We start from the raw sequence: 20,742 nt of genomic DNA on the forward strand, positions 1-20,742 counted from the left end.
TTTTTCATTAATTAACTCCTTTATATGTAAACAAACCTTCATAAAAGTTACAGTTTTCTCTAAATTCTTTAACATTTTTTTCACAAATTGGAATAGAAACACATTATTAACCAATAGTAAAACCAACATTTTTTCTTTTAAACAAGATATACTTAAAAAAAATCCTTAACTTTATTATAATCAATTGATTTTCAAACCCCAAAGATATCATGATAAAAAAACTACTCCTACTAGTATGGCTTTTGCCATTAACCGCCTATTCCCAAACAATTACAGTAGATGACACAAGCAATACGCCTACTGATTTAGTCAATTTACTACTTGGGAACTCTTGTACAGACGTGTCGAATATTCAAATTTCTTCTAGTCAATCTGTTGCTTACTTCAACAATAACGCTTCTGTTTTTCCTATAAATGAGGGAATAATAATACGAAGTGGAATTGCGAGACATTCCGAAGGAGCTTATACCGGAAACAATCTAGATAGTCAACAAAATACTCAAGGTGATCCTGGTTTACAAAACATCATCAACAATCTTGGACAATCTGGAAATATAACAGATGTTGCTTTCCTGCAATTCGATTTCATTCCGTTATCTTCTAACTTTAGTTTTGATTTTCTATTTGCTTCCAATGAATATGGACAATGGCAATGTGCGTCTTTCGATACTTTTGCCTTTTTCTTGACAGATTTAGCAACGAACACAACAACAAACTTAGCTGTTATTCCAAACACAAACACACCTGTCTCTGTCTTAAACATTAGAGACCAAGCCTTCAATGGTAATTGTTTGTCTTCAAACCAAAGCTTATTTAGCACATACAACGTTAGTAACCCAAGTGCTTCAACCCTTAATATGAGAGGCCATACTAATGTAATGAATGCTTCGGCTGCCGTTGTTCCAAATAACACGTATCGAATTAGACTTGTAATTGGTGACTACCAAGATTTCAGGTATGATTCTGCTGTATTTTTAGCTTCTGGAAGTTTTATTACTACGCTTGATTTAGGACCCGATACCACAATTTGTTCTGGTGACAGTACTACCATAACAACAGGCTTAAGCAATACCGACTTTAATCATAGCTGGACAAGAAATGGTAATCCATTAACAGAAACGAGCAATACATTAACCGTTACTCAAAACGGAATTTACGAAGTAACCGCAACTAAAATTGGTACTAGCTGTATAATTACGGATCAAATTGAATTTACCGATCTTTCAGTTTCTAATCCTACAGACTTAATTGCGTGTAATTCTGGAAGCGCAAATTATAATTATGAGTTATCTAGAAATAATGAGTTAGCACTTGGCATCGACGATGTTGTTTATGATATTGAATACTATACTTCTATTGCTGATGCAACAGCACACATAAATGCTATTCCACAAGCACAGTGGAACAATTATTCAAGCTCTGGAAACGAAACTATTTATTTAGCATTATTAAATACTAATTCTGGAATTTTTTGTGATGCCATTTATTCCTTCGATTTATTAATCGATACACCAATTACAATTAATCCAATTGGCACTATAGAGAATTGTGATTCTCCATCTGGACTTACAGTAGACTTAGTTAATCATATATTAACCAGCAATCCTCAGCTTTCTCCGAACTACAACCTCCTTTTTTATGCGACACAGACAGAAGCACAAACTGGTGGAAGCGGAAACTTCTCAAATCCGAACAATTATGCAGTAACTACAGGTGTTGGAACACAGACTATTTGGGTGAGAGCAGAATCTTCAGCGAATTCGCTTTGTTTTGAAGTTGCTAATTTTGACATAACGATACATCCGTTACCTTTAATTGACACTCTTGCAGATGTAATTGAATGTCAAGACTACACGCTACCTGTTATTACTAATGGAAATTATTTTTCTGGTCCAAGTGGTACTGGCACAGCTTATAATGCGGGAGACATAATAGATATTGGTGGCACTTACTTTATTTTTAACGGCCCTGATGTTAACGGATGTTCAAATGAGTCTTCTTTCCAAATTACATTGATTGACGATTATGCTATACCTTTAGAACATTGTGGTGAATTCATCGTTCCAGCCCCACCAGCTGGAGCCTTCTACGAACAAACTGGAGGACCGACAAACGCATCAAACATTGTAATACCTAGCGGAACTATTATTACTTCTAACCAAACTATCTATTTTTATGCTGATGTAAACGGGTCATTTTGTAAAGAAGAAGCCTTTCCTCTTATCATTCATCCTTTACCTCCAGTTGATACATTAACAGACGTTACAACTTGTGTAAGCTACAATTTACAGCCTTTAACTAACGGAAGTTATTTTGATGCATCTGGTAACCCACTCAACGTGGGTGATGCTATTACTTCAACACAAGTAATTACTATTATGAATGGCCCAGATATTAATGGTTGTACCGATCAAAGTACGTTTACCATTTTTATAATCAATAATGTTGGGAATCAAATTTCATGCGGAAGCTATACTTTACCAAATCTTGATGCTGGAAATTATTACACTGGCCCAACTGGAACAGGAACATTAATTCCCGCTCAAACCGTTATTACAACATCTCAAACGATCTACATATATGCAAATACTAGTACAGCACCAAACTGCACAGACAATATGTCTTTCATTGTAGACATTCTACCTGTACCTCCAGTTGACACTTTAGCAGATGTGACCGAATGTGAACTTTTTATTTTACCTACCTTAACGAATGGTAATTATTTTACAGCTCCTAATGGTGGTGGGACGATGTTAAACGCTGGTGACATAATCGATCTAAACGGAGCCAATCTTCCTGGTACCTATTATATTTATACCCCAGCCAATAGTGTTGGTTGCGACAATCAATCTTCATTCAATGTAACAATAAACCCCCTTCCGTTGGTTGATACTGTTGGTGACTTATATTTCTGCGCCCCTTATTCGCTACCAGACCCTATTAATGGCGACTATTTTACAGAACCAAATGGAGCAGGTACATTAGTAACACCGTCGATGGTATTTGATGAAACACAAATGTTCTATATTTATAATATTGAACCGAGTACTGGTTGTTTTGTGAATATTCCATTTACAGCCTACTACAACTTCATTGGACTACCAGATTATGACAATGAAATTGGATGTGATTCTTTTACTTTACAAACTTTAACACATTCTGCACCATATCCAGATAATTATACAATAAATTATTATTCTCAATCAGGTGGAAATGCTGTTGATTTAATTAGTCCAAGTAATTATACACTTACCAACACACAAACCGTTTATGTTTTTGCAAGTAATGGAGATCGTTTCCCATGTACAGAAGAAAAGAGTTTTACAGTGACTATTTCGGAAACACCCGATTTAAATAGTTATGCAGTAAATTTCGCGTCACTTGATGGGACAAATCATTGCGGGTCGTTTACATTACCCACTTTGACACCTACTACCTATACTCTAAACTATTATAGTCAAGCAGGTGGAAACGCCTCTGATATTATAAATCCGAGTAATTATACATATTCTGTATCTCCTGGTACAACGAGTCAGACTTTTACAGTATGGGTATATGCTACAGCAACCGACAATACTAATTGTTCAGATGAGACACAGTTTCAATTTACCGTTTATCCACTTTCAACATTCAATGTTGAAGATGGTATAATTTGTGTGCATCCCCAGACTGGAGTTGTTGAAAACACAACTACATTACAGATAATACAAAATGGGAATTTCAATCCTACAAATTACAATATCGAATGGTATTTAAATAACATATTAATGGGTAACGGTTTCCAATATGTTGCAGACCAAATTGGTACTTATACAATAGTTCCAATTCGTTTAACTCCTGAAAACGCACCCGATTGTTCTTATGCACCAACAACTGCAACAGTTACACAATCTAGTGTTGCAGTTGCAGAAGTTGTACTAACGGACTCATTTGAAGAAGTAGCCATCGCGACACTGGTTATTAATAATGGTTTTGGAACTTACGAGTATCAATTAGATGATGGAAATTTTCAATCTAATAATCAATTCTACAATGTAAGTTCTGGAGATCATACTATTACTGTAAATGACATTAATGGAAATTGTGGAGATACTGTAATTTCATTTACTGTAATTAAGTACCCTAAATTCTTTACACCTAATGGAGATGGCTATAATGACAGGTGGAATATTTTCGACTTAGAAGATGATGGAACAGCAAACATTTCTATATTTGATCGCTATGGAAAATTAATAAAACAAATTAGTCCAAGCGGAAGCGGTTGGGACGGAACGTTTAATGGGACCCCTTTACCGTCAACCGATTATTGGTTTGTTGTAGATTACACCTATAATAATCAAAAAAGAAAATTTAGAGCTCATTTTACCATGAAAAGATAGATCAAAAAAACGCTTAGTGTTTCACTAAGCGTTTTTTTCTTTTATACTTTTAATCCTAACTACATTCCAGTTCTAATTGCCTCCACAGGATCTAATTTTGATGCAGAAATCGCTGGAACAATTCCTGAAATTAAACCAATGAGGGCAGACAAACCTGTTCCTAACATCATATTTTGTGTACTCAAAACAAATTCAAAATCTAGAGCTGCACTTAAACCAACTGCACAGAGCCAGACAAGCAGCATTCCAAATAGACCACCAATGATCGCAAGAATGACCGCTTCAAAAAGAAACTGAAAAAGAATGAATTTATTTTTTGCGCCAAGCGCTTTTTGAATACCTATTAAATTGGTTCTTTCTTTTACAGAAACAAACATAATATTTGCAATACCAAAACCACCAACTAATAATGAAAAACCACTAATTAGCCAGCCTACAAAATTCATTTGACCAACAATATTATCGATAAAATCGGTAAAACCAGAAAGCACATTAATAAAAAAATTGTTAATATCTCCAGATTTTATACTTCTAAAGAGTCTCATTTTTTGTATTAACTCTGCTTTAAACTCTTCAATATCGACACCTTTTTCTGGTTTAATCAATATAGCTGGTGTAAGCGTTTTATTGTTATCGCCATACATTCGTCTCAAAAAATTAACTGGAAAAAAAACAGCTACGTCATTACTATCTCCAAAAGTAGATTCCCCTTGCTTTTTCAACACACCAATAACAGCAAATTTTTGTCCATATAGTCTTATTTTTTTTCCAATAGGATTAGTCTCTCCAAAAAGTCCAGTAGCTACTTCACTTCCGATTACTATTACTGCAGAACCAGAATTGGATTCAGACTCATTAAAATACCTACCTGTTTCTATTTTTATTGGCTCAATATCTATAAACTCTCCCGTTGAAGGCTTCACGCGTATGGAATTTACTGTTTTACCTTCGTATTTTATACTTTCATTTCTTGTAAAAAGATTAAAAGACATTTTATCAACACCATTTAACGTACGTCTTAAATGTTCATATTCTTCATACGTTACATCAGGAAACTGTTCTCTTTTCCATCTAGGCACATCGGATGGACCAAATGAAAAACGCATTAAGTAAACGGTATTTAGATCCATATCACTTAAATCTTCCTTTATTTTTTTATCCATCGAATCTACCGCTGCCAGTACCGCTATGATAGAAAAAATCCCTACCGTAACCCCTAACAATGACAATAGCGTGCGTAGTTTATTGTTTCGCAAAGCACTCAATGCAAAACTCAAACTTTCTTTAAGTAATCTAAAATATAACAACATAATACAAAACTAATTGTCTTATTAGTAGAATAAAGAAAGAGATTGTTACAAAAAAAGAATAGAATTGTAGTTACACTCTTTATATCCCTATTTTCTAGTCTGCTTATTACTTCTTTTTAATTCCCTAATACTTCTTCGACTTACATTCGACTTATATACGGCTTTGATATGGCTTTGATACGGCTTTAATACGGCTTAGTAACTTTTAAATTCATTGCCTACAAATAGTTTATTTCTAAATAATCAAATTAAAAAATACAGTTCTACATCACTAATAAAAAAAATGCATTAACTATTAAAAATATCTTTGAATCTTTTAATAACTATAACTACTTTTGCAAAACTAAAAAACAATTCAATCTAAGTGATACACATTTAGATTAAACAACACAACACAATGAACTCATCAAAAAGCATTCAATCTGCATTAATTTCGGTATTTGATAAAACAGGATTAGAACCTATTGTTAAAGCTCTTCACAAAAATAATGTTACTATTTATTCTACAGGAGGAACAGAATCTTTTATAAAAGATTTGGGTATTCCCGTAGTAGCAGTAGAAGATGTAACGTCTTACCCTTCTATCTTAGGCGGGCGTGTAAAAACACTTCACCCTAAAGTATTTGGTGGAATTTTAAACAGACAAGACAATCCAACAGATGTTGCTCAAATGGAAGAATTTGAAATTCCACAAATTGATTTGGTTATTGTTGATTTATATCCTTTTGAAAAAACAGTTGCAAGTGGTGCTGTCGAAGCTGATATTATTGAAAAAATTGATATTGGTGGCATTTCTTTAATTAGAGCAGCTGCAAAAAACTTCAAAGACACTGTTATTGTGGCTTCTGTTGATGAGTATGCCACTTTTTTAAAGTATTACACAGAAGGAAATGGAGCTACAACAATTGAAGAAAGAAAATTATTAGCTACAAAAGCCTTTCATACTTCTTCTCACTATGATACTGCTATTTTTAACTACTTTAACACAGAGGATACTTATTTAAAAATGAGCATTGATAACGCTCAAGTATTACGTTATGGAGAAAATCCACATCAAAAAGGATTATTTTTTGGAGATTTCGACAAAATGTTCACTAAATTAAACGGAAAAGAGTTATCTTACAATAATTTACTAGACGTTGACGCTGCTGTTAATTTAATGAGTGAATTTAAACATGACCAACCTACGTTTGCAATATTAAAACACAATAATGCATGCGGAATTGCAACTAGAAACACAATGAAAGAAGCTTATGTTGATGCTTTAGCAGGCGACCCAACATCTGCATTCGGTGGCGTTTTAATTGCAAATGGAAATATTGACCTTGCTACAGCAGAAGAAATTCACAATTTATTTTGTGAAGTTGTAATTGCTCCGTCTTATGACAAAGAAGCTATTGACCTATTAGAAGAGAAAAAAAACAGAATTGTATTAGTAATAAACGAAATTGCTTTACCAGAGAAACAAGTAAGAACTTGTTTGAATGGCATTTTAGTTCAAGATAAAAATAACATCACTGATACTAAACAGCAACTAAAAAACGTTACTACTACCGAACCAACAGAAGAAGAGATCGACGATTTAATTTTTGCCTCTAAAATATGCAAACACACAAAGTCGAATACAATTGTCTTAGCAAAAAACAAACAACTTTGTGCGTCTGGAACAGGACAAACATCAAGAGTTGATGCTTTGAGACAAGCTATTGAAAAAGCGACCTCTTTCGAATTTGATTTAACAGGAGCTGTTATGGCTAGCGATGCATTCTTCCCTTTCCCTGATTGCGTGGAGATTGCAAACAAAGCAGGAGTTACTGCTGTTATTCAACCTGGAGGCTCAATAAAAGACGAATTAAGTATTAATTATTGTAATGAAAACAATGTGTCCATGGTATTTACAGGAACACGTCATTTTAAACATTAATTTTATTACATTTGTAGAAACCGAACATTTACTAACACAAAACCCTAAAAAAGCATATGGGATTTTTTGATTTCATGACCGAGGACATCGCAATTGACCTTGGAACCGCAAATACCTTAATCATTCACAACGATAAAGTTGTCATAGATAGTCCATCTATTGTAGCAAGAGACCGAATAACTGGAAAAATTATTGCAGTTGGTAAAGAAGCCAATATGATGCAAGGGAAAACGCATGAAAACATCAAAACCATACGTCCTTTGAAAGATGGTGTAATTGCTGATTTCGATGCGTCTGAAAAAATGATAAGCATGCTTATTAAAAGTATTCCTGCACTAAAGAAAAAACTTTTCACGCCTGCATTAAGAATGGTAATTTGTATTCCATCTGGAATTACAGAAGTGGAAATGCGTGCCGTTAAGGAATCTGCAGAAAGGGTAAATGGTAAAGAAGTATATCTAATTCACGAACCGATGGCTGCAGCAATTGGTATTGGTGTAGATATTATGCAACCGAAAGGAAACATGATTGTTGATATAGGTGGTGGTACTACCGAAATTGCAGTAATTGCATTGGGAGGTATTGTTTGCGATAAATCTGTTAAAATTGCGGGTGATGTTTTCACCAATGATATCATATACTACATGAGAACCCAACACAATTTATTTGTTGGAGAAACGACTGCTGAAAAAATTAAAATTCAGATTGGTGCAGCTACTGAAGATTTAGATAGTCCACCTGAAGAAATGTCTGTTCAAGGTCGTGACTTATTAACAGGAAAGCCTAAACAGGTAGATGTATCCTATAGAGAAATTGCAAAAGCATTAGACAAATCTATACAAAGGATTGAGGATGCTGTAATGGAAACACTTTCACAAACACCTCCAGAATTAGCAGCCGATATTTATAATACTGGAATTTATTTAGCAGGTGGTGGTTCGATGCTTAGAGGATTAGACAAACGAATATCAATGAAAACAGACTTACCTGTTTATATTGCGGAAGATCCGTTAAGGGCAGTAGTTCGAGGAACAGGAATAGCATTAAAAAACTTAAACAAATACAAAAGCATCCTTATAAAATAAAATAACACATGCAGCATATAATATATTTATTCATAAAAAACAGCCATCGATTGCTGTTTTTGCTGCTTTTGGGTATTTCATTTGTGTTAATTATAAAATCACATTCCTACCACAGGAGTAAGTATATAAATAGCGCAAATAGCATTACTGGAAGTTTTTATGAAAAGGTTAATTCCGCAGAAGAATATTTAAGTTTAAAAGAAAAAAACGCTATTCTTGCTGAAGAAAATGCAAGACTAAAGCAATTACTTTTTAATAAAAAAGACACACTGCTTAATTTCAAAAACATTTCTTATAATGATGCCGAATTTTTCAGTGTAACTAAAGCTAAAGTAATTAAAAACACCTTTAACACTAGACAAAATTATTTAACCATAAATGCTGGAACCAAAAACAATGTGAAAGAAAATATGGGTGTTATAAATGAGCGTGGAATTGTTGGAGTAGTTGAACACACATCAAACAAATATGCAACCATTATAAGTATACTAAATATAAATCAAAAAATAAACGCAAAAATCAAGAACTCTGATCATTTTGGGACTTTAACATGGGACGGAACAAATGCAGGATATGTTCAACTTGTTGATGTACCACGATTGGCTTCTATAAAAAAAGGAGATTCTATTGTTACTGGATCTGAATCGGTTTTCTTTCCTGAGAATATTCCAATTGGGAAGATTGACAAAGTTTTTATCGATAAAAAAACAAATTATTACACTATTAATGTTAGACTTTTTAATGACATGACGGCATTAGGCTATGTATATATCATTGAAAACAAAAACAAGGAGGAACAAGAAAGTTTAGATAAAGAAACTACAATAACAAAATAAATTGAATACTACAGTTTTAAATATAATACGTTTTATACTACTACTTTTTTCACAAGTACTACTATTCAATCGTTTCGATTCTTTCGGATATATAGACCCTTTGCCTTATATTCTATTTATTCTTTTATACCCTGTTAATGGAAACAAAAACTTACTCCTTATTAGTAGTTTTCTTTTAGGTCTTTTATTAGATATGTTTTGCAATTCTGGTGGAATTCACGCTTTAGCCTCTTTAGTACTTGCATTTATCAGGCCTAGCATGTTTCGTTTTTCATTCGGATTAAGTTACGAATATCAAACTGTTAAAATCGCTGATAAAATATCTACAGAAAGAATAACCTTTATACTGCTTTCTATTTTTATTCACCATTTATTGCTATTTACTTTTGAATTATTTAGTATCGAATTAGTTTTTGATATTATAAAGCGAACATTAATAACAACACTGTACACATTTGTTTTTTGTTTACTAATTATTTATTTAATAAAGCCAAGTAAGCGATGAGAAAGTTAGTTTTACCAATCATAATTATAATTACATCAATTATATTAATTGCTCGCATTTTTTATTTACAAGTAATCGATGAAACTTTAAAATTGAAATCTGAAAACAACGCAATAAAAAAAGTTTTCGATTTCCCTGAAAGAGGTTATATCTATGACAGAAATGGCAAATTATTAGTTGCAAACCAACCGTCCTATGATATCATGGTTATTCCTAGAGAGATAAAAAACATTGACACACTAGAACTTTGCAACCTGCTTAAAATTAAAAAAGAATATTTTATAAAGAAAATAAAAAAAGCAATTGTTTATAGTCCAAGACTTCCGTCTGTTTTCATGTCGCAATTAAACAAAAGAGAATATGCTTCTTTTCAAGAAAAAGAGCGAAAGTTTGAAGGTTTTTATGCCCAAAAACGTGCTTTAAGAGATTATCAAATACAAGAAGGAGCAAATGTCTTTGGATTCATTACACAAGTTAACGAAGCGATAATTAACCAAAATCCATACTATAATAGTGGGGACTTAATTGGAAAACAAGGTGTTGAACAAGAATACGAAGAAGTATTAAGAGGCGTTAAAGGAATAAAATACCTACTGAGAGACAAACACAATAAAATCATTGGTCCTTACAAGGAAGGAAAATTCGATACACTATCTAAACAAGGAAACGACCTAACATTGACTTTAGATTACGAACTCCAAAAATATGGAACAGATCTAATGATTAATAAACGAGGTGGAATTGTAGCTTTAGAACCAAAAACAGGAGAAATTTTAGCATTGGTTTCTGCTCCAACTTATGACCCTGCTCTTTTGGTAGGAAGGCAACGTTCAAAAAACTATACAAATCTATATAGAGATTCTATTGCCAATCCTCTTTTCGACAGAGGTCTTTTAGCACAATATCCTCCAGGTTCTCCTTTTAAAATAATAACGGGATTAATTGGTTTGCAAGAAGAGGTGATTACTGAAGAAACCGGTTTTTCTTGCAACCATGGTTTTTCCTATGGAGGTGGTCGTTTCATGAAATGTCATGATGCTGGTTACTCTAGATTTAACAACGGAATCTATCTTTCATGCAACACTTACTTTTGTAGTGTTTACAGAAATACTATTGATAAATTTAAAAACTCTTCCAAAGGTGTAGATGTTTGGGCCAACCACGTAAAAAGTTTTGGCTTAGGAGATTACATGGGCACTGACTTACCAACTGGAAAAAAAGGAAATATTCCAACATCTAAAACCTATGAACGAATTTATCCGAATGGCGGATGGAAAGGATCAACAATAATTTCTAACGGAATTGGTCAAGGTGAAGTTCTAACAACTCCACTTCAATTAGCAAATATGATGGCCGTTGTTGCAAACAAAGGTTATTTTTACACACCGCACATTGTAAAAAAAATCAAAGGAAAAACTTTAGATAAAAAATTCACAACAAAGCATATATCTACAATAGATACTAAATACTTTGACCCTATGATACAAGGTCTAGCAGATGTATATAGAATTGGCACAGCTAAATCATTACAAGTAAAAGACTTGGAAATTTGTGGAAAAACAGGTACTGCTGAAAATAAAATAAGAGTTGGAGGAAAAACATATCAATTAAAGGATCATTCCATATTTGTTGCTTTTGCTCCAAAGGAAAACCCAACTATTGCAATCGCTGTTTTTGTTGAAAACGGATATTGGGGAAATAGATATGCGGGTCCAATTGCTACATTGATGGTTGAAAAATACATTAATGGTGAGATTACAAGAAAAGATCTTGAAAAAAGAATGTTTACTGAATCATTAGAGAGTGAATATAAAAAAATAGAAAACATTATTTATCAACGTTTTCCACAGCAGCAAAAAGCAAAAGATTCATTAACAACTAATATAGCTCGAAAAGAGGAGGAAGTCAATTAAAAATGAAAAATCAAAGCATTGGAATTAGCATAGATTGGTTTACCGTATTTCTATATTTTGCACTTGTAATTATGGGCTGGATGACTATTTATTCTGCTTCATTGCCCCTTGAAGAGACTTCATTATTTGATACTAGTCAAATATATGGTCGTCAAATGCTTTTTATATTTTTTAGTATTCCTTTAATTTTTGTTTTACTATTTATTGACGCAAAGATTTTCGAACGCTTTTCATTTGTTTTTTATGGGCTAGGTATTGCACTTCTTTTAGGTTTATTTGCCTTTGGGACAACAATTAAAGGCCAGACAAATTGGTACAAAATAGGTGGCTTTGGTTTTCAACCTTCTGAGTTTGTCAAAACCGGAACAGCTTTACTTTTGGCAAAATACTTGAGTTTTTCTCAAATTAATTTAAAGAACACCCAGCATCAACTAATTGGTTTTGCAATTATATTTTTACCTGTATTTCTAATCATGCTGCAACCCGATGCAGGAAGTGCTATGATATTCCTATCATTGATATTTGTTCTAAACAGAGAAGGACTACCGAGTTGGTATTTGGCTTCTGGCTTTGCTGCAATTGTACTTTTCTTTGTGGCTCTAAAAATTGAACCTAAATATATTGCTCTCGTTATTCTAGGAATAATGACAATACACTTCTTTAAAAACAGAAGAATTAGTAGAAACCCAATTTTATATATCGTATTATTTCTAATTATTTCTGGTTACATATTTTCCACTAATTATGTATATAACAACATACTAGAACCTCATCAAAAGGACAGAATTGATGTATTGCTTGGCGACAATGTAGACGTAAAAGATGAAGGATACAATCTTAATCAAGCCATGATTGCTATTGGATCTGGTGGGCTTACAGGAAAAGGATATTTAGAAGGCACACAAACAAAAGGAGGCTTTGTTCCTGAACAACATACCGATTATATTTACACTACCGTTGGTGAAGAATGGGGCTTTGTTGGATCGGTTATCGTTATTGTTTTCTTTGTTGCATTGTTCTTACGAATTCTTGTACTTGCTGAAAAACAAAAAACGAAGTTTAGCCGTGTTTATGGTTATTGCGTTGCCACTTATCTTTTTACACATTTCTTTGTAAACATAGCCATGCTTATTCGACTTTTTCCAACAATTGGGGTACCATTACCTTTCTTTTCATATGGTGGCTCTAGCTTATGGGCTTTTACTATTATGCTTTTTATTTTTATTAAATTAGATGCTAATAAAGTGAATGAGTGGTAAATAATTACTTCGCTTTCTCTGTCTTAGATTTTCTACTGAACATACTTTTAAACTGATAAAAGAAACGTTCAATCAAACGTAAATCTTCTGTTATTATATCTGCCGAACCAATCATTTCTTGTTGGAATATAATTTTCTTGTCGTAAGAAGTATCTAATCCGTTTGGTAAACTAACATCAATTAACAGATTACCATCTTTATCTGGTGTTGCCGAAATATTTTTCACTATCCCTTTAATAATTCCAAATTCTGTATCTGGGAAATTTGCTAATCGAATATTTACACTTTGACCCGCTTTTAACTTTCCAGAGTTTTGAGCTACTGCTTTCACTTTTCCTACATAGACTTCATTATCGATTGGAACTACCGAAAAAACTTGGTCACCTGCGCTCACCGTTTGATTTTCCGCCCACAACTGCATAAAAGACACCTTTCCTCGCATTGCAGTTCTTAGAACAAAATTTAACTCCCAATCTTTTACCGCTTTTTTCAATTGAAAAAAAGCTTGAATAACATTACGTTCTAAATTAATTGCATCTTTTGTGGAATTAATTTTTGTTGTTTTACTACTTCTGTTAAGCTCATTTAATGAAGATTTTAATTGTGATATTGAACTTAATAAGTTTTTATAATTCTTCTGAGATTGTAAATAAGACATTTTTTGCTTCTCAAATTCTTGATCTGCAATTACTCCATTTTTATATAAAGTTTCATATCTATTCAAATCATTCTTTTGAAGCTCTAACTCTGTCAAGTTTATACTCTTTTGCGATTCTAACAAAGACAAACGCTCACTGATTTGTCTTGCTTCAAAACCTTGTGCAATAGTTTCTACTTGATAGGGTTTTAATTGTTTTTGCAATTCTTCTGCACTATATTCTTTTTGAAAAATCGCAAATTGACTTTCTACATCGCCAAATTGTGTATACTGCAACTTTTCAAACGGAAAAGGTGTTCTACTTAAATTAATTGTATCTAAAATACTTTTCAATAAGAATACATCTTTATAATTTGCAGAATTTTCTATAACCGCAAGAGGCGTACCTTTTTCAATAACCTGATTATCTTCAATTAAAATAGTTTCTATTCTACCAGAAGTCCTAGCTGTTAATTTTTCTGGGGGAACAAGAGTCGTTATGGTTATTTGCGTTGAGTTGACATCTGGATACTTAATAAAATAGGAAAAAAGCAATACTAATAATACTATTATGAGTATCAATAAATTTCCCCATCGAATCATCCAATGCGGAATTTTAGTTAGTATTTCTTGAACTTGCTCACTTCTTAGCTCTATATTGATGGCCGCTGAAGTTTCTGTATTTGTAGACGGAATATTATCGTTTGTTGGCATTTTCTTTCTTTGTAGATTATGTTACAGTTATTATAAATTAGTTCTTTTTCTGAAAAAGTATTGAATTTCTGGTTACTCAAAAAGAACTTCCATAATTTCAAAGTACTTCATCAGGAGTACAAATTTCGGCTAAGTTCCGAGCTGTAATTGATTCTTTACTAATTCATAATAACTTCCTTTTTTCTCTATTAATTCCGTATGAGTACCTGTCTCTATAATTTTTCCTTTTTCTAGAACTACTATTTGATCCGCATTAATCACCGTACTTAATCGATGTGCAATAACCAAAACTGTTTTGTCTTTGAAAAATACATTTAGCTTTTCCATAATTTCTTTTTCGTTATTAGAATCTAAAGCACTTGTTGCTTCATCAAAAAAGAGCATTTCTGGATTTTTATAAACCGATCTTGCAATTAAAAGTCTTTGTTTTTGCCCTGTACTAATCCCTACACCTTCTGAACCAATTTTAGTATTATATCGTAAAGGATAATCATCAATAAAATCTTTAATATTGGCAACATTGGCAGCATAATCTAATCTTTCTTTATCAATTACATCTACTCCAATAGCAATATTATTAGCAATTGAATCGCTAAATATAAATCCTTCTTGCATTACACAACCAACATGATTTCTCCATGCTTTTTGTGATAAATTACTTAATGACGATTTTCCTAAGGAAACATCGCCTTCACTAGGTTCGTAGAATTTCAACAACAACTTCATTAATGTTGTTTTTCCACTTCCACTTGTTCCTACAATTGCAGTAATTTTCTTAGCTGGAATTACCATATTAAGTTCTTTCAAAACATTTGTATCGGAACCTAAATATCGAAAAGATAAATCTTTAATAATTATATCTTCATCACAAGGAATTTCTGTTAACTTATCTTTTTCTCCTTGAACTTCATCATCCATTTCATGAATTTCAGACAATCTAGCCAATGATATTTTAGCGTCTTGCAATTCTCTAATGAATCCAATTAATTGTACAATAGGACCATTTAAAGTCCCTACAATACTTGTAATTGCCATCATTTCTCCAATCGTTAACTCACCGTTAATTACAGAAAGTGCAGAAACAAAAATGATGAATATATTTTTAAGTTCATTTATAAAGTTAGAACCGATACTTTGAGTTTGCTCTAGCACTAAACCTTTTAAAGAAACCTTAAACAATCGTGCTTGAATATATTCCCAGCCCCATCGTTTTTGTTTCTCTGCATTGTGCAACTTTATTTCTTGCATTCCATTTATCAATTCAATTACCTTACTTTGTTCTTTACTGACTTCTGAAAAGCGTTTATAATCTAAGACCTCTCTTCTCTTTAAAAATAGAATAACCCATAAAAAATAGAGAAAACTACCTACAAAAAATATAGCAAATATACTTAGGTTATAGTAGGCTAAAACTCCACCCATGATAATCATATTAATAAAAGAGAACAACACACTTAACGACGATGTTGTTAAAATTCGTTCTATTCTATGATGGTCATTTATTCTTTGCATTATATCTCCTGTCATTTTCACATCGAAATAGGAAATTGGCAAGCTCATTAGTTTAATAAAGAAATCGGATATTAATGAAATATTAATTCTAGTAGAAAGGTGTAATAAAATCCAACTACGAATTAATTCGAGTCCTGTACGTCCAAAAAACAAAAACAATTGCGCAATCAAGACAAGATAAATGAAATGTATATTTTGATTATGTATTCCAACATCAACAACGCTTTGTGTTAAGAAAGGAGTTATTAATTGCAACAGACTGACTGCAAAAAGTCCAATTGCTAATTGTATTATAAATGCTTTGTATTTAAAAACATATTGCGAAAGAATTCCAAAACCGTATACCTTTTTTTCTTCAAGATCTGATTCAGATTCATGAAAATTCGGAGTCGTTTCTAATAATAAAGCAATTCCTTCTTCTGTTGTTTTATCTGCGTTGTTACCTATCCAAAACTTCAAAAACTCAGTTTCAGTATATTCTATCAAACCAATAGCAGGGTCAGACACATAATAAGTCCCTTTTTTAATTTTATACAAAACCACATAATGATTGTGATTCCAATGTAGAATACAAGGTAAGGGAGCTTCTTCAAGCTTTTCTAAAGACAATTTAACACCTAAAGAACGAAAACCAATCTGTTCTGCAGCATCACTTAGAGTAAGTAAGTTACTACCTTCTCTAGTTGTCTCCGAAAGCTCTCTTAACTTTTGAGTGTTAAGCAGTCTCCCATAATGCTTAGCTATAATTTTTAAACAAGTAGGACCGCAGTCTTTACTCTCTGTTTGTGTATAATGAGGAAATTTTTTCAAAATTTGTTTATAGTTTGTTCAAAAATAACGCAAAAAAATTAAAAAAACTTAATTGACGTTTATATCTTTTAACAATAATTCGTTATTATCTTTATCCTTAATAGTCAGAAAAAAATTACCTTTAGGTATTTCTAAAGTAATTTTAAAGTCAACTACTTTTTTAATTCTACTTATAATCGGAATACTTCTTGAGTTATACTTTACATACTTTTTTGTTTCATAAAAACTAACAAGTACTTCTTGCCCTTCTATTTCTTTAAGAATAGGATCATTAATTGTAAATTTAGTTACATCGAAAAACTCAGAAAATGAAGGCTTTATATTATTAATCAAAAAGTAATCAACATTACAATTTACTTTTTCGACACCAGCAAACTCCTTTGATTCAAAAAACAATAGTTCTTTAGAAACATCTGAGACAATTTCAACTTGATCAATAGTTAAAGGATCTAACCCTGTTTTTTCCTTAAATAATTCTGCCATTCTTTTATTTGAAACATTATCTGCCTTTTCTAAAATATGATCTATTCCAGCATATACAAAAATTTTTGCCGAAGAATCTTTATCAATTATATACTTCAAATTTTCTGCTTGTACTTCTTCTCTATTTGTACTATCAAAATCATCATATCCAATTATTTCAAAGCCTAAGCTACATGCTTCTTTAATAAGGTTATTAAAAAAAGGCTCTCTGGTATAATAGCCCGATGTTTTGATTGGAAATTTTCTGCTGTTTATTAAACTATCTTGTCCTTTCTCTAATGCTTCAATAGCTAAATACTTATATCCTTTCTCTCTTAAAGGCTTTAACAATCTATATGCTAAAACTCTATGCTCTGGTTTCCAATGCATCTCATTCAACATTAAAACCTTATGATTCTTTGAAATTTCAGCTATCTTATGTACTATAGAATCTTCAATCTGATTACTCTCTAATAAATTCGCTTTTTGACTACTCAATAAATCGTTAAAGTAACTTCTGCGTTTGTTTTCAAACTTTTTTATTAATTCTTTATATCTATAATATTCAGTGTCGAATGATAAAACCGTTGTTAGTAATTGAAATTTTGTCCATTCATTCTTTTCATCTTTATCGATTGGAGCATTGTCAAATTTATTCATTATAAATAAATGATTGTCTTCATTTTTATATGAATTAAATATATCCATATAACTTAAGGCATTCTTCTTAACAATATTAAATTCCATTGAATTGATTATACTTTTTGCATCTTGCAAGATAGACGAATTTGATTTATGTTTTCCTATACTTTTAATTAGCACATAAAAAGATTGAATACCATCCGTTTTCTCATATAAAACTAAATTACTTATTGTATCATTAACTAACATTTTGGTAGTTACATCTAACTTTTTCTTTGATAATTTAAATTTCTTTTTTTTTAGAAAAAGAAATAATTCATAAAATGGAATTTCAGTTGTCTTTCCATAAACTAATAAATCCTTATTACAAAACTTATAAAAATCTAAAACAGAAGAGCCCTTACTCAATTCATTAATTCCATAATACTTAACATCACCAAAGAAACTGCCACTTACATTTAAAGGATAATTATAAAATTCTGAGCCATTAAAATAATTAAATTTCCTGTTTTTTTTGACAGTATTACAAGATATTATCGAAAAACACACAATAAAGGTGAGTACATTATTTCCAATTATTTGTTTTAGGGTCATAATTACATGTGTTTTCATGAAAATATTTTTTGTTCTTTTGAATAGGAATTCTATTATCAGGACAAATATATCTGAATTCACAAACGTTACAAACTTCAATCATATCTTTATTAATTTTCCATAATTCTTGAAAGGAATTTGAAGCGATAATTTCAGATATTACGTCTTTTTCAATATTCCCAAAAACCTTTTCATGATTAATATAATTCTTAACGTCTCCTTTATTATTTATGTAGACTTTTCTATTAAAAAACAAATTATAATTCTTAGCTTCCATGAACGCATCAAGATTTGGGACTAAATCATTTATACCACTAATCTGTTTTGATAAAAATTCATTACAACTACCTGGATAAAAATTAATCCATTGATTATTGGAGACTATATCATTAGGAGCGTTAAAGAAATTGACATCTCTTAGCCTAGGAAACCTAGCAAAAAAATGCTCTATATCTAAACTATCTTTTGAATATTCGGAAATAAGACTTACTACATTTAATTTAGATTTCTTTAAAATTTCAAGTACTTGTTCAATCACATCGAATTTCATATTTGATTTTGACAGCAAAACCAATTGTATACATCCTAAATTATCAATTTCATTTAATAATTTAATCTTAAAATCCTGTAAATCGTCAATTTCTAAAAAAACAATATCACTTAAAAACAAATAATCCTTTTCTAAATCTAAATCTAAAAAGTGATTGGGTTCATCAGTAAGAAAAATAAGCTCATTTTCGATTAAATAGTTTAGATTCCTTGTAACTAACTCTTCATAATCTAAATAATCTTCATATATAACTTCTATTTTTTTATCAAAATAATCTTGTAACATATCTGTCAAAGAATTGGAAATAAAATATAGTTCCGACCTTTGAAGGTCATATATAGCAGTTCTATTAAATCCTTTCACAGGAATACAAGAATTGTAAAATTTAAAATATTTATCTTTATCAATCATATGAATGCAGGTTTGTAAAAGGAATTACACCTCATTTTTTGAGTTTGATGAAAATCTGAAGCTACAAAAGCCAAATCAATATTTTTTATTGGTTGATTTTCCTTTCCTTCAACAAAAAAAACATTAATGGGTAACTTATCTATAAATTCACTATCAATATGATTTATTAATTTATTTTTCATTATTATCTATTAAATAGTTAGACACTTTTTGATGTAGATTAAAATTACATGGAATGCTTGTCATTCCAAATTGTCCTGATGGATTAACCTCTAAAAAATAATATTCATTATTTACAGATTTAATAATATCAATTGAACCAGTATTTAACCCCATTTTATTCATCAATTTAATTATTTTTTCTTCAATTACTAAAGGTAATTGATACCTACCAACTCTATTTGGCTTATCAATATCATAATTTCGAAAATCAATTTTAGTTTTTTCATTGTTTTGTGAAAAAATTACCATTGTATAGAGCTTATCATCAAGAAAAAAAGTTCTTAATTCATATTTTTTATTTATATACTCTTGAAACAATGATGGACTAAAGCTATCAGGAAGACCGTCAAGTGATTTTATTATCTGTGTAAAAAAAGGGTAATTCTTATTATTAAATTCAATATGCTTTCCCTCTCCTATTGACTTAGAAATAATTAAATTATTATTCTCCTTAAAAAAAAAATCTAACTGTTTTAAACTAGAAGTAATCAAACTGTTTGGTGTTTTTAAACCTATATCACTAGCATGTTTTAAAATTTCTATTTTTGTTAACATGTTAGATCTTTTAAATAGCCATTTTTTTTCTTCTAATAATTTAAAAATTAAGTTTCTAATAACTGAAAATTCAGAATATATATATCGAGTTAAATCATCTTTTTTACCAAAAAAATCTTCATACGTTTTAAAAAAACCAAATTTCCTCATCCATACAACTTTAACGTCCGAGAAATAGATCTTCTTGTTGTCCCTAACTAAGTAACTTTTGTCAAGGTCATTTGGCGCTAAGTTAAGTGTAACTAATCCAGACATTATGTCCTCGTCGTTTAATCGAAAAAAATCAGCATTACGAGATTGTAAATTTTCAACGACTATCTGTGTATCAGTATCCCTAGGAGTACTTAATATTAATATCATAATTTATTATTAATATTTAAAAAGTGCAGGAAACTCCTGCACTTTCTAAACAGATTACTTGT

The 20,742-nt window shown here is 31.2% G+C and carries 14 protein-coding genes; 7 read left to right on the forward strand and 7 right to left on the reverse strand.

From position 1 onward, the window contains the following. The first annotated feature begins 209 nt into the window (after positions 1–209). Complete coding sequence (locus L2Z92_RS03490; RefSeq protein WP_236457462.1) at positions 210–4,379, forward strand: T9SS type B sorting domain-containing protein; 4,170 nt, start codon at positions 210–212, stop codon at positions 4,377–4,379. Positions 4,380–4,438: 59 nt separating this feature from the next. Here the strand turns inward: L2Z92_RS03490 and L2Z92_RS03495 are convergent, their stop codons facing one another. Next, positions 4,439–5,689 (reverse strand): ABC transporter permease, encoded by a 1,251-nt coding sequence (locus tag L2Z92_RS03495; protein WP_236457463.1) that lies wholly within the window; start codon positions 5,687–5,689, stop codon positions 4,439–4,441. A 397-nt stretch (positions 5,690–6,086) separates the two neighbouring features. On the opposite strand from L2Z92_RS03495, the gene purH reads away from it, so the two are divergent. Genes purH through rodA form a run of 6 tightly spaced genes read left to right on the forward strand, consistent with a single transcriptional unit; the run spans position 6,087 to position 13,211 of the window. Beyond that, complete coding sequence (purH, locus tag L2Z92_RS03500; protein ID WP_236457464.1) at positions 6,087–7,613, forward strand: bifunctional phosphoribosylaminoimidazolecarboxamide formyltransferase/IMP cyclohydrolase; 1,527 nt, start codon at positions 6,087–6,089, stop codon at positions 7,611–7,613. Between the two features lie 56 nt (positions 7,614–7,669). After that, on the forward strand, positions 7,670–8,698 hold the full coding sequence (locus L2Z92_RS03505) for a rod shape-determining protein (RefSeq protein WP_236457465.1): 1,029 nt from the start codon (positions 7,670–7,672) through the stop codon (positions 8,696–8,698). An 8-nt stretch (positions 8,699–8,706) separates the two neighbouring features. Further along, positions 8,707–9,534 carry a rod shape-determining protein MreC gene (gene mreC, locus L2Z92_RS03510; protein ID WP_236457466.1) on the forward strand — a complete coding sequence of 276 codons (828 nt, stop codon included), beginning with the start codon at positions 8,707–8,709 and terminating at the stop codon, positions 9,532–9,534. A 1-nt stretch (position 9,535) separates the two neighbouring features. Further along, positions 9,536–10,039 carry a rod shape-determining protein MreD gene (locus tag L2Z92_RS03515; RefSeq protein WP_236457467.1) on the forward strand — a complete coding sequence of 168 codons (504 nt, stop codon included), beginning with the start codon at positions 9,536–9,538 and terminating at the stop codon, positions 10,037–10,039. Further along, positions 10,036–11,952, forward strand: a complete 1,917-nt coding sequence (gene mrdA / locus L2Z92_RS03520) for a penicillin-binding protein 2 (protein WP_236457468.1) — start codon at positions 10,036–10,038, stop codon at positions 11,950–11,952. Before L2Z92_RS03515 ends, mrdA begins: the two co-directional genes overlap by 4 nt. Before the next feature lie 2 nt (positions 11,953–11,954). Further along, complete coding sequence (gene rodA, locus L2Z92_RS03525; RefSeq protein ID WP_236457469.1) at positions 11,955–13,211, forward strand: rod shape-determining protein RodA; 1,257 nt, start codon at positions 11,955–11,957, stop codon at positions 13,209–13,211. Between the two features lie 4 nt (positions 13,212–13,215). On the opposite strand, the gene L2Z92_RS03530 is transcribed toward rodA, so the two are convergent. The 6 genes from L2Z92_RS03530 to gwsG form a co-directional block, all read right to left on the reverse strand. Then, positions 13,216–14,562, reverse strand: coding sequence for an HlyD family secretion protein (locus L2Z92_RS03530; RefSeq protein ID WP_236457470.1), 1,347 nt, complete (start codon positions 14,560–14,562; stop codon positions 13,216–13,218). 129 nt (positions 14,563–14,691) lie between these two features. Then, entirely contained in the window at positions 14,692–16,884 is a 2,193-nt protein-coding gene (locus L2Z92_RS03535) for a peptidase domain-containing ABC transporter (protein ID WP_236457471.1), read from the reverse strand. A gap of 48 nt (positions 16,885–16,932) precedes the next feature. Next, entirely contained in the window at positions 16,933–18,600 is a 1,668-nt protein-coding gene (locus L2Z92_RS03540; RefSeq protein ID WP_236457472.1) for a hypothetical protein, read from the reverse strand. Beyond that, on the reverse strand, positions 18,554–19,543 hold the full coding sequence (gwsS, locus tag L2Z92_RS03545; protein ID WP_236457473.1) for a grasp-with-spasm system SPASM domain peptide maturase: 990 nt from the start codon (positions 19,541–19,543) through the stop codon (positions 18,554–18,556). Before gwsS ends, L2Z92_RS03540 begins: the two co-directional genes overlap by 47 nt. Further along, positions 19,540–19,725: a hypothetical protein gene (locus L2Z92_RS03550; RefSeq protein WP_236457474.1), complete on the reverse strand. Its 186-nt coding sequence runs from the start codon at positions 19,723–19,725 to the stop codon at positions 19,540–19,542. Before L2Z92_RS03550 ends, gwsS begins: the two co-directional genes overlap by 4 nt. After that, positions 19,715–20,680: a grasp-with-spasm system ATP-grasp peptide maturase gene (gwsG, locus tag L2Z92_RS03555; RefSeq protein WP_236457475.1), complete on the reverse strand. Its 966-nt coding sequence runs from the start codon at positions 20,678–20,680 to the stop codon at positions 19,715–19,717. The genes L2Z92_RS03550 and gwsG overlap by 11 nt, the downstream gene beginning before the upstream one ends. Positions 20,681–20,742 lie beyond the last annotated feature (62 nt).

The sequence above is a fragment of the Flavobacterium jumunjinense genome, from assembly GCF_021650975.2.
Lineage (GTDB): Bacteria > Bacteroidota > Bacteroidia > Flavobacteriales > Flavobacteriaceae > Flavobacterium > Flavobacterium jumunjinense.

Coding starts and splice junctions, on each gene's coding strand:
- mreC (WP_236457466.1), top strand. CDS start 8,707: ATGCAGCATATAATATATTTATTCATAAAAAACAGCCATCGATTGCTG.
- L2Z92_RS03530 (WP_236457470.1), bottom strand. CDS start 14,562: ATGCCAACAAACGATAATATTCCGTCTACAAATACAGAAACTTCAGCG.
- L2Z92_RS03505 (WP_236457465.1), top strand. CDS start 7,670: ATGGGATTTTTTGATTTCATGACCGAGGACATCGCAATTGACCTTGGA.
- purH (WP_236457464.1), top strand. CDS start 6,087: ATGAACTCATCAAAAAGCATTCAATCTGCATTAATTTCGGTATTTGAT.
- gwsG (WP_236457475.1), bottom strand. CDS start 20,680: ATGATATTAATATTAAGTACTCCTAGGGATACTGATACACAGATAGTC.
- rodA (WP_236457469.1), top strand. CDS start 11,955: ATGAAAAATCAAAGCATTGGAATTAGCATAGATTGGTTTACCGTATTT.
- mrdA (WP_236457468.1), top strand. CDS start 10,036: ATGAGAAAGTTAGTTTTACCAATCATAATTATAATTACATCAATTATA.
- L2Z92_RS03495 (WP_236457463.1), bottom strand. CDS start 5,689: ATGTTGTTATATTTTAGATTACTTAAAGAAAGTTTGAGTTTTGCATTG.
- L2Z92_RS03550 (WP_236457474.1), bottom strand. CDS start 19,725: ATGAAAAATAAATTAATAAATCATATTGATAGTGAATTTATAGATAAG.
- L2Z92_RS03540 (WP_236457472.1), bottom strand. CDS start 18,600: ATGAAAACACATGTAATTATGACCCTAAAACAAATAATTGGAAATAAT.
- L2Z92_RS03490 (WP_236457462.1), top strand. CDS start 210: ATGATAAAAAAACTACTCCTACTAGTATGGCTTTTGCCATTAACCGCC.
- gwsS (WP_236457473.1), bottom strand. CDS start 19,543: ATGATTGATAAAGATAAATATTTTAAATTTTACAATTCTTGTATTCCT.